The sequence below is a fragment of the Pseudomonas sp. CFII64 genome (assembly GCF_000416235.1).
Taxonomy (GTDB): Bacteria; Pseudomonadota; Gammaproteobacteria; order Pseudomonadales; family Pseudomonadaceae; genus Aquipseudomonas.
In genome coordinates this window covers 227097-242611 of the sequence record NZ_ATLO01000010.1, presented here as the reverse complement: position 1 = coordinate 242611, position 15515 = coordinate 227097, and the positions used below count along the sequence as shown (strand labels likewise).

14 protein-coding genes are annotated in these 15515 nt (G+C 59.1%); 9 read left to right on the top strand and 5 right to left on the bottom strand.

Going from position 1 to position 15515, the window contains the following annotated elements; translation table 11 throughout:
* Positions 1-70 precede the first annotated feature (70 nt).
* The 4 genes from CFII64_RS06035 (at position 71) to CFII64_RS06020 (ending at position 2617) form a co-directional block, all read left to right on the top strand.
* Entirely contained in the window at positions 71-1087 is a 1017-nt protein-coding gene (locus CFII64_RS06035; protein ID WP_020289891.1) for a zinc-dependent alcohol dehydrogenase family protein, read from the top strand.
* A gap of 84 nt (positions 1088-1171) precedes the next feature.
* Complete coding sequence (locus CFII64_RS06030) at positions 1172-1513, top strand: FKBP-type peptidyl-prolyl cis-trans isomerase (protein ID WP_020289890.1); 342 nt, start codon at positions 1172-1174, stop codon at positions 1511-1513.
* A 106-nt stretch (positions 1514-1619) separates the two neighbouring features.
* Entirely contained in the window at positions 1620-1847 is a 228-nt protein-coding gene (locus CFII64_RS06025; protein WP_020289889.1) for a hypothetical protein, read from the top strand.
* Between the two features lie 65 nt (positions 1848-1912).
* Entirely contained in the window at positions 1913-2617 is a 705-nt protein-coding gene (locus CFII64_RS06020) for a YoaK family protein (protein WP_020289888.1), read from the top strand.
* A gap of 7 nt (positions 2618-2624) precedes the next feature.
* Here CFII64_RS06020 and CFII64_RS30015 read toward each other — a convergent pair whose 3' ends face one another.
* Both CFII64_RS30015 and CFII64_RS06015 read right to left on the bottom strand, forming a co-directional pair.
* Positions 2625-2783: a hypothetical protein gene (locus CFII64_RS30015; protein WP_020289887.1), complete on the bottom strand. Its 159-nt coding sequence runs from the start codon at positions 2781-2783 to the stop codon at positions 2625-2627.
* Positions 2780-4657 (bottom strand): pyruvate kinase, encoded by a 1878-nt coding sequence (locus CFII64_RS06015; RefSeq protein WP_156883150.1) that lies wholly within the window; start codon positions 4655-4657, stop codon positions 2780-2782. Before CFII64_RS06015 ends, CFII64_RS30015 begins: the two co-directional genes overlap by 4 nt.
* A 284-nt stretch (positions 4658-4941) precedes the next feature.
* Between CFII64_RS06015 and pstS the strand changes: the two genes are divergently transcribed.
* The gene (gene pstS / locus CFII64_RS06010; protein ID WP_020289885.1) at positions 4942-6012 is read left to right on the top strand and encodes a phosphate ABC transporter substrate-binding protein PstS; all 1071 of its coding nucleotides are present in this window, start codon (positions 4942-4944) and stop codon (positions 6010-6012) included.
* Between the two features lie 101 nt (positions 6013-6113).
* Positions 6114-7169: a permease gene (locus CFII64_RS06005; protein ID WP_020289884.1), complete on the top strand. Its 1056-nt coding sequence runs from the start codon at positions 6114-6116 to the stop codon at positions 7167-7169.
* An 18-nt stretch (positions 7170-7187) separates the two neighbouring features.
* Here the strand turns inward: CFII64_RS06005 and mnmH are convergent, their stop codons facing one another.
* Positions 7188-8294 carry a tRNA 2-selenouridine(34) synthase MnmH gene (mnmH, locus tag CFII64_RS06000; protein ID WP_020289883.1) on the bottom strand — a complete coding sequence of 369 codons (1107 nt, stop codon included), beginning with the start codon at positions 8292-8294 and terminating at the stop codon, positions 7188-7190.
* Positions 8294-9328 (bottom strand): selenide, water dikinase SelD, encoded by a 1035-nt coding sequence (gene selD, locus CFII64_RS05995; protein ID WP_020289882.1) that lies wholly within the window; start codon positions 9326-9328, stop codon positions 8294-8296. Before selD ends, mnmH begins: the two co-directional genes overlap by 1 nt.
* Positions 9329-9947: 619 nt before the next feature.
* Here selD and CFII64_RS05990 point away from each other — a divergent pair.
* The 3 genes from CFII64_RS05990 (at position 9948) to CFII64_RS05980 (ending at position 13796) form a co-directional block, all read left to right on the top strand.
* Positions 9948-10877 carry an AEC family transporter gene (locus tag CFII64_RS05990; protein ID WP_020289881.1) on the top strand — a complete coding sequence of 310 codons (930 nt, stop codon included), beginning with the start codon at positions 9948-9950 and terminating at the stop codon, positions 10875-10877.
* A 61-nt stretch (positions 10878-10938) separates the two neighbouring features.
* A complete protein-coding gene (locus CFII64_RS05985; RefSeq protein ID WP_020289880.1) occupies positions 10939-11895 on the top strand; it encodes a class I SAM-dependent methyltransferase in 957 nt (318 codons plus the stop codon).
* A 278-nt stretch (positions 11896-12173) separates the two neighbouring features.
* Complete coding sequence (locus tag CFII64_RS05980; RefSeq protein WP_020289879.1) at positions 12174-13796, top strand: methyl-accepting chemotaxis protein; 1623 nt, start codon at positions 12174-12176, stop codon at positions 13794-13796.
* An 11-nt stretch (positions 13797-13807) separates the two neighbouring features.
* Here the strand turns inward: CFII64_RS05980 and CFII64_RS05975 are convergent, their stop codons facing one another.
* Positions 13808-15430 carry a sensor domain-containing diguanylate cyclase gene (locus tag CFII64_RS05975; RefSeq protein ID WP_020289878.1) on the bottom strand — a complete coding sequence of 541 codons (1623 nt, stop codon included), beginning with the start codon at positions 15428-15430 and terminating at the stop codon, positions 13808-13810.
* Positions 15431-15515 lie beyond the last annotated feature (85 nt).

The following is a 15515-nucleotide window of genomic DNA, read 5'->3' as shown; positions in this document are numbered from 1 at the left end:
ATCAACGTCAATAGTGCGCTCACCAAGGGGCGGATAGAGTCGACGCATGTTCACTTACCAAGAGGTTCACATGTCTCGCGCCATCCGCTTCCATCACTTCGGTTCAGCCGACGTGCTCAAGTGCGAGGAAGTTACTCAACGGCCACCTGCCGCCAACGAAGTGTTGATCCGGGTTCAGGCCATCGGCGTGAGCTGGGACGACGTGATGCGCCGCCAGGGCCTGGGCCTGTGCGAAACCCGCTTGCCTGCAGGTTTGGGCAGCGAAATGGCCGGTATTGTCGAAGCCGTCGGCGAACGGGTCGACGACCTGCGCGTCGGTGATCGCGTCGCCAGCTTCCAGGCCAGCGACATCAATGATTATCCGGTTTACGGGGACACGATCCTGTTGCCGCGCGCAGCCCTGACCCGTTACCCCGAACAGCTCTCGCCGAAACAGGCCAGTGTCCACTACACGCCGTTCCTGCTGGCCTGGTTTGCTTTCCACGAGCTGGCACGCGTCCAGCCGGGGCAGACCGTGCTGGTCACCGAAGCGGCCCTGAGCCCGAATATCGCGTTCGTACAGCTGGGCAAGGCGCTGGGGCTCAAGGTCATTGCGTCGACCCAGGATGCCGAGGACAAGCAATACCTGCTGGACCGAGGCGCGGCTCACGTCATTGTCACCGACGAACAGGATTTAGGCATGCGCATCCACAAGCTGACCGATGGCCAGGGCGTGCACGCCATCTTTGACGGCGTGGGCGGGCCACAGATGTCATTGCTCGGTGACGTGCTGGCACCACGCGGCAGCCTGGTGCTGTTCGGCCTGCGCGGCGGTAACCGCACGCCGTTCCCGGCCATCGAAGCCTTCAAGAAAAACATGCGTTTCTTCGTCCATTGCCTGTGTAACTTCACCGGTAAGCCCGAATTCGAGATTGCGCAGAACGCCGAGGCCTTGAGCCTTGCGCTGGAAGCGATCAACCGACTGACGGTCGAACAAGGTCTGGTTGCGGATATCGACCGGGTGTTTCGCCTCGAACAGGCGGCCAAGGCTCACCACTATCTGGAGCAGACGACGGAGAACGGTCGCGTGGTGCTGAGCGTCGAATGACTCCAGGTGCGTCGAAAATGATTGCAGGCGGCCGGATTTCCTGAGAAAAAAGCCACCCTCCTTACAGGTTTCCAGAGCGTCGCCATGAACAATGAATTGCTGATTACCGATATCCGCGAGGGTGACGGCAAAGAAGTGGTCAAGGGCGCCTTGATCACCACCCAGTACAACGGCTTACTTGAAGACGGCACGACGTTCGACTCGTCTTATGAGCGAGGCAAACCCTTCCAGTGCGTTATCGGCACAGGCCGGGTGATAAAAGGTTGGGACATCGGTTTAATAGGCATGAAGGTCGGTGGCGTGCGCAAGTTATTCGTTCCGGCTCACCTGGCTTACGGTGATCGGCAAATGGGCGCACACATCAAACCCGGCTCGAATTTGCTGTTTGAGATCGAACTACTGGAAGTCTTGACCCGTGACGATTGAGCGCCAAACGCTTGAGGCTCCAGATCGGTTTTCAGATTGCTTGTTCCCGCAGAAGAAGCCATGCTTTCGCGGCTTAGATCGCCAGTATTTATAAAAGGAATAGGGTATGGCCCTGAACAAATCCACCCAGGAACTCAAGCGCCATCTGAAAGGCACGGCCGCCAATCTTGAAAGCACGGCCAATGAGATACTCAAGCTCGCCGAACAAATGTCTGAAGTTGACGTTACTGCGGTTCTGCAACTGGTCAATCGACTGTACGGCGACGCCGATCAGCTCAAGGCATACGCCGATGAAGTCAAGGCCAAGCGCATCGTGCGTAACAAGGCGCTGTAATCCAGTACACCGTTTACAGTCTAACGGCTCGCTCCTGATTCGCCGGTCAACGCAGAGAACTGCCGATGCTTCCCACGTCCGCCAAGCGCACCCTCAAGCCTGCCCACTTGCACATGCAGAAGTGGCGCGGCCGCGTGGGGCTTTCGCTGGCGGCCAGTCTTTCGGTACTCGCGGGGATGACCGACGCCATCGGCTTCATGGCCACCGGCGATTTCGTCTCGTTCATGAGCGGTAACACCACGCGACTGGCAGTGGCTATCAGCGATGCCGATATCGGTACGTCGGCCAGACTGCTGCTGGCAATCACCACTTTCGTACTGGGCAATGCCTTGGGGATTGTCGTTGCCCGGCTTGGCGGCCGCCGCGCCCTGCCCCTGCTGCTGTGCATCGGCATGCTGTTATGTGCCGCAGCTGCCTGGCCCCTGGATTCGCAAATCATGACGGTGGTGGCCGCCATTCTGGCGATGGGCATGCTCAATGCTGCCGTGGAGCAAGTGAATGGCCTGCCGGTGGGACTGACCTACGTGACCGGTGCGCTGTCGCGCTTTGGTCGCGGCTTCGGCCGCTGGATGCTCGGTGAACGCCGCGATGGCTGGCGCGTGCAGCTGGTGCCATGGACCGGCATGTTCATCGGCGCCGTCATCGGCGCGGTATTGGAGCAACACCTGGGCCTCAACGCGATGCTGGTCAGCGGTGCGCTGGCGGCATTGATCGGGCTGATGTCGCTGAAAATCCCCCACCGCTGGCAGCGCCGGTACATGCCACGTTAAGCCAGGCTCACTTCCCGGCCGGCAGCACGTGAGGCGCATCGATCCTTTCCTTGAGCCGATGCGCGAACGCCACAGCGTCCTCCATGCTGCGGAACGTCACCTCATAGTCGTTGATCACTACCAGCCAATCGCTGCCAAAAGCGGCTTTTTCAATCTGCATTGTCATGCTGATGTCCTCTTGATTTGCACGGTTTGATCGGCGATCCGCAGCTTGCGCAACAGATCGCGTTTTTTGCTGCGATGGGCCTGCATACGTAACAGCAGGTCGTCCAGTGTTCCGATGGCGTCGAGGATGTGCGGCCCTTTATTGAGCATCACGCACTCGGCGCGCACGCCCATTGCGGCGTCGGTTATTTCTGCGCGAGTCGCGGCACCGGTCTTGGCCAGGGTTTCGAGCACCTGGGTAGCCCAGATCACCGGTACATGCGCGGCCTCGCAGATGCAGAGGATCTCTTCCTGCAGTTCGGCAGTGCGTTCAAAACCGTTTTCCACAGCGAGATCGCCCCGCGCAATCATCACGCCAAGACGTGGGCTGTGCATCCCGGCCATCAACAGCGCGGCGAGGTTTTCAAAGCCCTGGCGGGTTTCGATTTTCAACACCACCCCCAGATGCTCGGCATTGAGCCGCCGCAAGTGAGTGAACAGCGATTTGACGTCATCCGGGCTGTTGACGAAGGACATTTCGACCACGTCCGCATGCCTGGCGGCGAACTCCAGCGCGGCGATATCGTCCGGGGACAAGGCATCCAGCTTGAGTTCGCTTTCGGGCAAATTGATGCCCTTGTCGCTCTTGAGCCTGGCACCGCCGGGCGCATGAGTGATCCGAACATACAGGGCCTGATCGTCGACGGACTGAATCCTGCCGCCGATCTTGCCGTCGTCGAACCAGATGACCTCGCCGGGGCGTACATCCTGGAAAACACTGGGCAAGGTGCAGCCGATGCTGGCGGGCGTCAGCACTTTGCTCTCGACATCACGAACAGCCGGATGGCCGCTGTCCAGATCAGCGGTCAGCATCAGCACATCGCCCTCATGCAAGACGATGCTCTGCTCCTGCAGCGGAACGTTGATTATCCGTGCCGATTTTTTGCGCCCTTTGGCCTTTTTCAGGCTCAGCGCCATGCCAGGGATCATGTAAGCGGTTTTGCGCAGCTCGACCCAGCAACCCTCCTCGGCCACCTCAACCACTTGCAGGCTGCGCCGGGAGTCGCGGGCGTCGCTGAATACCAACTCATCGTCGACCACCAGTTGCGTCAGCCATTTGCCGGGCAAGCGCAGGGCAAACGCTGAATCGGGATGCGGATCGTCGCTGCAACCAAGCCAGACCCTGGCCGGCGTCGTGGTGCGCCCGAACAGATCCTTGGTGGGCCGGATACGCAGGACTGCGGGGCCAGGCAGGATTTGCCCGGTGCGCAGCTTGGGACCGACCAGATCCATCATGACCTGACAGCTTTTCCCGGAGTTGTCGGCGGCGCTGCGGGCGTTTTCGATCATGGCCAGCCAGGTAGCCTGATCATCATGGGCGCAATTGATTCGCTGGCAGTCCATACCTGCCTTCAGCAGATCGCGTACCAGCTGTGGCTCAGTCGCGGCTTCGCTGGGCATGGTCACCATGATCCGCACGCCGCGCTCAGGCCCTGGTCCGCCGAACAGCGCGTCGGCATGGGCCATCAGCAAATGCTCGCCGATCTCGCCCAACACCGTGCCACGTTCGCCCGCTTGCGCCGAGCCTGGGGTCAACCGCTGCAGCACTTCGATGACGCGATCCACCGAGGCCAGCGCATTGGCTTCACAGCGCCCAAGAGAGGAAAGCCCCAATTCGGCCAGTTGATGCTGCAAGGGGCGGATGTCGTGGCGACGCAGGGCCAGATAACTCAGCAAGTTACGTGCACTTTCGATGTAGCTGGGGTGCAGGTGCATGGTTTCGATGGGCGCGCGAGCGGCGGCCTCCATCTTGACCCGCAGAAATGACAGGCGTCTGAGGGCAGCCTGGATCTTGCGGTCGTCCAACACATTGAAATCAGGTTCTATGACTGTCATGGCAAACACTCGAAACGCATGAGAAAGCCAGGCAAAAAGGCAGACCAGACCATCGCAGCCCGCCAGTTGACTGCTGGCCGACACAACGTGACGGAGAGCTTCACGGTAAAGCATGAATGTGACCGAGTTCTTACCGGCGTGATCGATACCGCAATGGATTATTCCCCCGGACCGACGGTTGGCCCGATCACGCGCTCAAGCGAGCAACTGTAATCAAATAGCCACTAAAGCGTGGTTTAACTAGGCGCAAATTACTGCCCTCAATCTGAGTTCGGAGTCTGCGCATGCCCGTCTTTTCGACAATAGCTTCGAAAACGCTATCGAAAACCCTCTCCAAAACACTGCTAACGATCTGCCTGGGGCTGAGCCTCAGTTTCGGGGTCGGCAACCGCGTAGAGGCCGCCGACGAGATTGTCGGTGCAGGCTCGACTTTTGTATTTCCGGTGCTTTCCAAATGGGCGGACGAGTACAACCGCAAGACCGGCGTGCGGGTCAACTATCAGTCCATCGGTTCAGGGGCGGGAATTGCTCAGGTCAAGGCCGCCAACGTTGATTTCGGGGCCAGTGACATGCCGCTGGCATCAGCCGAGCTCGCCAGCCTTGGCATGCTCCAGTTTCCGCTGGTGACTGGCGGGATCGTGCCGGTCATGAATCTGCCGTCCATCGCGCCCGGCTCACTGAAGTTCAGCGGCGCGGTGCTCGCCGATATTTTCATGGGCAAGATCAACCATTGGAACGACCCGGCCATCGCCGCGCTGAACCCCACCGCCACGCTGCCGAAAAAACCGATCACCGTGGTGTACCGTTCGGACAACTCCGGCACCAGCTATAACTGGGTGAACTACTTGTCCCGCATCAGCCCGCAATGGAAAGCCAGTATCGGCAATGGCGCATCCGTGAAATGGCCTGTAGGCCTGGGCGCCAAGGGCAGCGAAGGCGTCGCCAGCTATGTGAAACAGATGCCCTACTCCATCAGCTATATCGAATATGCCTACAGCAAACAGCAGAAACTCAATTACGGGCTGGTGCAAAACAAGGCCGGCAATTACGTCGCACCTAATCTGGGTAGCTTTCAGGCCGCAGCGGCGGCCGCTGACTGGTCCCAGGCTCAGGATTTCAACCTGCTGATGGTCGATGCCGAGGGCGAAAACGCGTACCCGATCACGGCCACAACGTTCATCGTCATGCCCAAGCAGGCGGCAAACGCCACGCGTCATGCGGCGGCGCAGGACTTCTTCAAATGGGCACTCAAAGACGGTCAGCCACAAGCCACTGCACTGGATTTCGCGCCATTGCCTGAGTCGCTGGTCAAGCAGATCGAAGCTTACTGGACGGCCAATCAGCCGAAACCGTAAGCGCAAAGCTCTCTGGCTCGGACCGTTCAGGCAACCGAGCCGATTCATTTCGAGCAGCCGGGTTATGATGCGCCATCATTCTAATGCCCGGAACTCGCTCAATGCCCAGTCTGTCCACGACCTCCCCAACCCGCGGCTGGTCGTTCTGGTGGAAACCCCTGTTGTTTCTCGCCGTTGCGGTCATAGGGCTGTACTACGTCAAGTGGTCGCCCTATTACCTGAAGTCCTTCGTCGCCGCCGACAGTCACAGCATTGGCGCTTCGATCATCAATGATCAGCTGACTTCGCCGATTGCTGCTGCGCTGGCCTACGCCAAGGTGTATTTCCTGGCGATCTGGAAAGCCGCCGTGCTGGCGGTCATCCTCGGTTCGCTGCTGCAAGTGCTGATCCCGCGTGACTGGTTGCTGCGCCTGTTTGGGCGCGCCGGTCTGGGTTCAACGCTGCGTGGCGGACTGTTCGCCCTGCCGGGCATGATGTGCAGCTGTTGCGCCGCGCCGGTCGCTGCCGGCATGCGCCGTCAGCAGGTATCGGTGGGTGCGGCCCTGGCATTCTGGATCGCCAATCCCGTGCTCAACCCCGCGACATTGGTGTTCATGGGCTTCGTGCTGGGTTGGGAGTTCACCGCATTGCGCCTGGTGGCCGGGCTGATTCTGGTGGTCGGTGTGGCGATGATCGCCCAGCGAATCTCGCGGCCTGAAGTGATTCCCGAGCAAGCGATGGAAGCCGCTGTCAGCGCCAACGAAGTCGATCAGCATAGTTTTTTCAGCCGCTGGGGCCGTACGCTGTGGCAGCTGTTCTGGAGCACCATCCCGATTTACGTGCTGGCGGTGCTGATCCTGGGCGCGGCGCGGGTCTGGCTGTTCCCGCACATCGATGCGTCCATCGGCAACAGTTTCATCTGGCTGGTGGTGCTGGCGTTCGTCGGCATGCTGTTCGTGATCCCTACGGCAGCGGAAATCCCTATCGTGCAGACCATGCTGACCCTGGGTCTGGGCACCGGTCCGGCAGTGGCACTGCTGATGACCTTGCCCAGCGTGAGCCTGCCGTCCCTGCTGATGCTGCGGAAATCCTTCGATACCCACGTGCTGGTAACTGTTGCGCTGCTGACTACACTGGTCGGCGTCATCAGCGGCCTGCTGGCGATGATCCTGCTATAAGCCGTTGCTGCCTGGGATTCAGGCAGCCCGGTCGCGGCGCTCTTGCAAGTACTCCAAGACCGCGCCGTGATCGCCGGCAAATTCGATACGCGGCCCTTTGCTGTCGCGCTGATAGGCGTACATCGGGTCGTAGTATTCGCCAAGCAGCCCGGCAATCCAGCCACGATGCTCGTCCACGCCGCCAGACTTTTCCTGTTCGACCAAGGCGCTGTCCATGATCGCCGCCAGACGCTGATAACGCTCACCACCCAGACGTTTGACGATACTCGCCAGACTTTCGCGCAAGCGCGCAGCGAACACGCTGAAACCTTGCTCTACACCATGCACCTGACTGTACTCGGCACACAGATCAACCACGTAATCGGTGAGAATCCGCTCGACCCGCAGCTCGAAGCTCTCTTCCAGCCACACCAGCGGGTATTCCTGCATACCGCGAAACAGCCCCAGCGGAATGGCGCGACTGCCCACCACACGGCCTTCGTCTTCCAGCACGAACTGATTCACACCCGCTGCTCGCTTCTTGAGGATGTCGACCGCCAGGGCGTTCTCGAAACTGATCTGCGCCGGCTGTGGCGTCGCGTGTTTGCCGAAACTCGAACCGCGATGATTGGCATGGCCTTCAAGGTCCAGCGCATTGTCCAACTGCGTCAGGACCTGAGTTTTACCCGAACCCGTCAAACCGCCAATCAGAACGAAATCGCACTCGGACACAGCGGCGTCGGTGGTTTCCATCAGGTAGGTACGCAGCGCCTTGTAGCCGCCAATGACACGCGGATACTCGATGCCGGCTTCGTTTTTCAGCCATTGCTGGGTGAGCTGCGAACGCAGGCCGCCCCGAAAGCAATACAGAAAACCTTGCGGGTGCGAGCGGGCAAACTCGCTCCAGGCGTCGATACGTTCCTGTTTGGTCTGGCCGGACACCAGCCGATGGCCCAGCTCAATAGCGGCCTGCTGGCCCTTCTGTTTGTAGCACGTGCCGACCTGTTCACGCTCAAGGTCGTTCATCAACGGCAGATTGATGCTCTGCGCAAACGCACCCTTTTCGAATTCCACCGGGGCGCGCACATCCATGAGCGGGGCATCGGTCAGAAACAGTTCGCGGAAGTCGGTGCTGTTGTCGCGCATCAGAACACCTCGACCGCGTGACTCTGTCGAGCGACAAACTCGCCGATCACCGCCAGATCCAGCCCCAGTTCCCAGGCCAGTGCCAGGAAGGCTGCCTGCGCCTGAGGTTCAACCGCGACCAACAGGCCGCCACTGGTTTGCGGGTCGCACAAGAGCATTTTCTGCGCTTCGCTCAAGGCATTGATGCGCTCGCCGTAACTGTCGAAGTTACGCAACGTGCCGCCAGGGACACAGCCTTGCTGAAGATAGAAATCCACGCTGGCCAGACGCGGCACGGCGGCGTAATCCAGGCGTGCGGTCAGTTGGCTGCCATCCGCCATCTCCACCAGATGGCCGAGCAGGCCGAAACCGGTGACGTCGGTCATGGCCGTGACGCCTTCGAGCTTGCCGAAACGACTGCCCGGCTTATTGAGGGTGCACATCATGTCCCGCGCCACGCCCTGATCTTCGGCGCGCAACAGGCCTTTTTTTTCGGCGGTGGTGAGGATGCCGATGCCCAAGGGTTTGGTCAGGTACAGCTTGCAGCCTTCGGTCGCGGTGTCGTTGCGCTTCATGTAGCGTTTTTCCACCAGCCCGGTTACCGCCAGACCGAAGATCGGCTCCGGCGCATCAATCGAATGCCCGCCAGCCAATGGAATACCGGCGGCGTCGCACACGGCGCGACCGCCACGGATCACTTCCCGGGCGATTTCCGGGGCCAGCAGATTGACTGGCCAGCCAAGAATCGCAATGGCCATCAGCGGGTCGCCGCCCATGGCGTAGATATCGCTGATCGCGTTGGTGGCAGCGATACGCCCGAAATCGTAGGGATCATCGACGATGGGCATGAAAAAGTCGGTGGTGGACACCACGCCGCGCTCTTCATCAATGGCATAGACCGCCGCATCGTCCCGTGACGCGTTGCCGACCCACAGTTTGGGGTCCAGGTTCTGCGCGCCACTGCCCGCCAGAATCACTTCCAGCACCTGCGGGGAGATCTTGCAGCCGCAACCTGCGCCATGGCTGTACTGGGTCAGACGAATCGGCTCGCTCATACATGCACCTCTTGAGATCAAGCCCGCAATGTTAACAGAGCCCATGCTTCAAACGGATCTGGCCGACGAATCTGTTGGAGCTCCGCCCGCTCGCTCCAACAGGTTTGAGACCAACATGGAAAATCGCTCCGGCGTTTGATTCTCGCTCTTCCGTGCCTCGATCTGGCAGACGCCACCAAACGCGCGTCGGGAGGCCGAGCGCAGGTGTCGTGGTGTGGGGCGACCGGCATGGATGCCGGTCGAGCGCCGTTGCGCCAGGGATGGCGCGTCGGCGCGTACCCACACCACGGCACCGGAGCGAGGGAACCCGACGAAGTCGGGCCGGACGTCAGCGCAGATGGTTTCGTCCTTTTGGCGTAACAAAAGGACTCGACCGTCAGGGCGAAACCTCACTACGCAACACTGAAAATGTTGTTGCTGCCACTCGATTCACCCCCGCTCCACCCACGTAGCTCGTCGCTTCGCGAACAAGTTCGCTCCTACATAGACCCTCAACCCACCATCATCCGATAGCAGGAAACCGCTCTACCTGACGCCCGCGTCGAGAAAATAGATTGGACGCTATCGATTTTCATCCCTAACCTTGCCTGCTTGTTCGCGCTCCACAGGCAAAGTCTGGATGTCATCCGTACTCAACGTATTGCTGCCGATTTTCGCCCTGATACTCGTGGGTTTCGTCTGTCGGCGCACCAACCGCCTGGGGCCGGACGCGGCTTCGGAGATCAACCGAATGGTGGTTTGGCTGTGCCTGCCTGCGCTGCTGTTCAGCGTAACGGCCACTGCCACCTGGGAGCAGATCTGGCACCCCGGCTTCGTCCTCGCGTTCATTATCAGCACGCTGGCGGTGTTCGCGTTTACCTTGCTGCTGCGCTGGCGCAAGTCCGCCAATCTGGTGGACGCCAGCATCGACGCACTGGGTGCATCGTATGCCAACACCGGCTATATCGGCATTCCACTGTGCGTGATGGTGCTGGGTCAAGGCGGCCTGGAACCGGCGCTGATCGCCTCGCTGCTGGTGGTCTGCGTGTTGTTCGCCCTCGCGCTGGTCTGCATCGAGATCGGTCTGCAAACTGAACGCAAACCCCACCGCATCGCCCTGAAAGTGTTTTTGGCCCTGGCAAAAAACCCTTTGGTGGTCTCGCCGCTGCTCGGCGCGCTCTGGGCATGGCATGGCGCACCGCTGCCGGGCGCACTGGAAAAATTCCTCAGTTTGCTTGGCGCTGCGACCACTCCCTGCGCGTTGATTTCCCTGGGCCTGTTCCTCGCCGAAAAACAGCAAGGCCCACGTCACGGCACGTCACAGCTGGTGTTGATCAAACTGGTGGCCCATCCGTTGCTGACCTGGGTTCTGGTGTTCCATGTGTTCGACGTGCCCCGGCTCTGGGCCAATGCCGCCCTGCTGCTCAGCGCATTGCCCACCGGCACCGGGCCGTTCATGCTCGCCGAATATTACAAACGCGAAGCCTCGCTGGTGTCGAGCACGATCCTGGTGTCGACCCTCGGTTCGCTGGTCACCCTTTCGGTGTGCCTGTATATCATTGGCACCTGATGCCCGCGCGCCCTCCAGCCAGAACGTTTAACATGCGCGCCTTTCCATCTTGATCGCCGCCATGAACTCCGAAGCACTTGCCACCCTCAAGCAACATCTGCTCCACGCACTCGATACCGCGCCGAACGAGACACGGCGTCTGTTTCACGGGCGCGGGCGAATGTGGCCGGGGCTGGAGCATCTGACTGCCGATTGGCTGCAAGGCGTGCTGCTGGTATCGTTGTTCCGCGAGCCAGAACCCACCGAGCTGCAAGCGCTGACCGTGCTGCTTGAAGAGCTGACCCACAGCGCGCAATGGCAGCGCAGCCAGGCGCACACGCTGCTGCTGCAACACCGCTATCTGCCGGAAAGTCCGACCCAGTGGCTGTTGGGTGAACAGGTTGAGGAATGGCTGATCAGTGAAAACGGCCTGCGTTTCAAGGTTGATCTGGGCAAGAAGCAAAATTGCGGGTTGTTCCTGGACATGCGCTATGGCCGGGACTGGGTTCGGGCCCAGGCCCAAGGCAAGCGCGTGTTGAATCTGTTTGCCTACACCTGTGGCTTCTCGGTGGCGGCCATTGCTGGCGGCGCCGAGCATGTGGTCAATCTGGACATGGCCAAGGCCGCCTTGAGCCGCGGGCGCGACAATCATCGACTCAACGAACATGATTTAAGCCGGGTGAGTTTCCTGGGTCACGAGTTGTTCAAATCCTGGGGCAAGGTCAAGCGCGCCGGGCCGTATGACTTGATCATCATCGACCCACCGTCCTTCCAGCGCGGCAGCTTTCTGCTGGACAAGGATTATCAAAAGGTCCTGCGCCGCCTGCCGGAACTTCTGTTGCCCAACGGACACGTGCTGGCCTGTATGAACGATCCAAGCCTGGGATCTGATTTTCTTATTCATCACACCGCCATCGAGGCGCCCGGGCTGCGCTTCGAACAGCGCCTGGAAAACCCGCCCGAGTTCCCCGACGCGCAAGTCGAGGGCGGGCTTAAAGCGTTGGTTTTCAGGAATTCAGAACTTAATGCCACTGATTGACATTCAATTAACAGCGCTTTAATTACAATCGATTGATGAATTAATACTTAGCAAGCTTAACAACTCGATTGACCCTTGCGCTAAAGTTTCATCCCTCTCAGTCGATGACTCTGGAAAGCACGACTTAAGTCAATACTGCCCTCTAATATTTGGGAGAAAGTTTGATTATTGGATGAATCTGTTGTCAGCAATCGTATTTTTCACACCACACCGCTTAAGCTGGATTCCAACCGCCCACCGAACTTGAATACCGCACCTGCCGCCTAAGGAATTTAATCATGATAATAAGAACTATCAGGCTCACCACCAGGGCATTAATCAGCTTCGGCGTAATCTGCCTGCTGCTCATGACACTGGCCGGCACGGTTCTTTATGAACTCAAGGGTGTCCATAACTCGGCCACCGAGCTGCAGGGTAACTGGTTACCCAGTGTTCAGGCCGTCGGCAAAATTGAAACTGCCGCGCTTCTTTATCGGCTGGATGCCCGCCGTTTTGTGATGGACGACAAGCGACTCGGTGAGGCGTCGCTGAAAAAGATCGGACTGCTGAGATCGACACTGAGCCAGAACGTCGAGGCCTACAAACCACTCGTTTCCAGTCCTGAGGAGCAAAATCTATTCAACAAAGTAGCGGCCGACGTCACGGCGTTCCAATCCAAAATCGATGAGCTCATGACGCTGAGCAAAACCCAGACTTATCAGGAAATGGCGGTATTCATTCAAGAAACCACCAAGCCCCAGGCGGTTGCCTTGCAGGCCTCCCTTGCAGAGTTGATAGAGCTGAACGCCAAAGGCGCTATCAAGTCGGGTGAAACTTCCGACACCAGCTTCAAGAATGGCCAGACTTTCGTCATCGCCTTAAGTGTGATCACGATCATTATTACGATACTGGTGGCCATCACCTTCACCCGCAGCATCAGCCGGCCAATCCTGGCACTGTTGGGCAGTACGCAGAAAATCGCCAGCGGCGACTTGCGCACCCCCGTTGCCGTCAATGGCGCAGACGAAATAACCGAACTGCAAAACGCGACAGCCGCCATGCTCGCCAGCCTTAAAGGGACCATCCAGCATATCTCCGATTCATCCGGACAACTGGCGTCGGCCGCCGAGGAAATGAGTTCGATCACCAAGGAGTCCACGGCTGGCATTCAGCGCCAAACCATGGAAACCGAGCAAGCGGCGGCAGCGGTCAACGAGATGACCGCTGCGGTTGAAGAAGTTGCGCGCAATGCCGTGTCCGCCTCGCACTCAACCCAGGAATCGGAGCGTTCCGCGCGCACCGGTCAGGAACGTGTCGGCCAAACCATCGCGTCGCTGGAGAAACTGAGCGCGACAGTCACGCAAACCGGTGTCGAAGTCGAAGGCCTGGCCAATCAGGCGCAAAACATTGCCAAGGTGCTGGACGTGATTCGCTCGATTGCCGAGCAGACCAACCTGCTGGCGTTGAACGCTGCCATCGAAGCCGCACGGGCCGGCGAGCAAGGTCGCGGCTTCGCCGTGGTCGCCGATGAGGTGCGTGCCCTGGCGCATCGCACCCAGTCGTCGACCCAGGAAATCGAGCAGATGATTCAGGGCATCCAGAAAGACTCCACCCGCGCGGTGCAGTCCATGCAGCAAAGCAGCTCCGAAGCCGGATCTACCTTGTTGATTGCCCATGAAGCCGGGGCCGCGATCAAGCAGATTACGACGGCGATCTCCGACATCAACGAACGAAACATGCTGATCGCCACCGCCTCCGAACAACAGGCGCAAGTTGCCCGATCCGTCGATGAGAATCTGGTGAGCATTCGTGACCTTTCCGTGCAGAGTTCGTCGGCGGCAAGCCAGACCTCGATTGCCAGCAACGAACTCTCGCAACTGGCCGTTGACCTGAACAAGCTGGTGGCGCGCTTTTCGGTCTAGTCAGGCGCTCGTCAGACCCTGGCACTCAAGAACCGGCCCCGGCCGGTTTTCTTCGCCTGGTACATGACCCGATCCGCCGCCAGCAGCAACGAACTTTCAGAACTGTTGCCGTCACCCCAGGAAATTCCGATCGACACGCCCACCACGCATACCGTACCGGCCAGGTAGAACGGCGCGTTCAAGGCTTCGATGCACTTGACGGCCACAGCACTGACAGCGGTATCGGCATCGGGCCCAAGGTTACCGAGCAGCACCACAAATTCATCGCCGCCAATGCGCGCCAGCGTATCGTTCTCGCGGACCACACTGGCAAAGCGCAGCGCGACCTGGCGCAGCACTTCGTCGCCGGCGTCGTGCCCCAGGCTGTCGTTGATATCTTTGAAGCCATCCAGGTCCATGAACAACAGGCCCACGTAACTGTTGTTGCGCCGCGCCAACGCCAGTGACTCGCGCACGCGTTGGGACAGGTAGGCTCGATTGGGTAACTCGGTCAATGCATCGTGATGTGCCATGCGTTCGAGTTCGGCCTGCTTGGCATTCAATTTAAGCAAAAGACGATTGAACGCCGAAATCAGGTGCCCTATTTCGTCGTCACGAATGACCGGCAAAGGCGCCAGCGGTTGTTCGCCCCGGGTCATACGGTCCGCTTGTGCCGCCGCTGTGAACAATTGCCGAAAAACCAGATAAATACCCAACGCCGCCAGCGTGCCAAACACCAGAACAACGAAAAACACACCCTTGAGCAAAAACTGCTGCAAACGATTGACGGTGGCAAAAGCTTCGCTGCCCGGTACACGCGCCACAACATACCAGCCCGTACTTGCAACCGAAGCCATTGCTGCAACGTCCTCGGAGCCTTGGGCATTGACCGTTACTCCCGCCCCGCGAAACCCGGCCATGGCCCGATCATTAAGCGTATCGACGCCCGGTTCGGTAACGGGTTTGAGTGTCATTGGAAGTTGCGATGACTCGACCAGTTGTTTTTCTCGTGGAAACACCAACGCGAACCCGCTGCCGGCTTCGCCCATTCGATTGTGGAACAGTGAATCCAGAAAACCCGGTGCGGCAAGTGCCGTATTGCCCACAAGCACCGCCGCAATTTCACCGGTTGGAGTTTTTACCGGCACGGCAATCGGAATCAACGGCCCGGTAATGTCGGATTGCGGGCTGCCAATAAACGCAACACCCGATAATGCCGCTTGCAGGTTATTGCGCCCTGCATAATCAGAATTGCGTTGGCCATCCAGCAGCGGAGCACTGGTCAATAACGTCCCATGGACATTGAAGAGGGCAATACCGGAGAACAGCGTCTGATATTCATAACGCTCGTTCAGCCAGGCTTGAAGTTGCCCCGGTTCTGCCAGTGAAACCTGAGGTATATCGGCGGCGAGCCGCTCCAGCAGCCGTTGGCGTTGCAGAATCTTGCTGTCGACATCCTGCGCTACGTAATTCGCCAGGGCCAGCTGCTGGCGCTGCACGGTAGCAGCCAGATCTTCGCGCAGGAAGTTGCTCAATACGTAATAACGCAATACCGCGCCGAAAATGATGATGCACAGCGCCAATAGCAACAGTCGAGTGACGACGCTATTGAAGATACGTGTGCGATTACCAGCCAGATAATATTTACTTCTCATCGCCAGCGTTGATCCGAAGGCCATCCATTTGACATCAGGGTGCGATAAGTTTCGATTTATAGCTACCTTGGATGAGAATATTTCC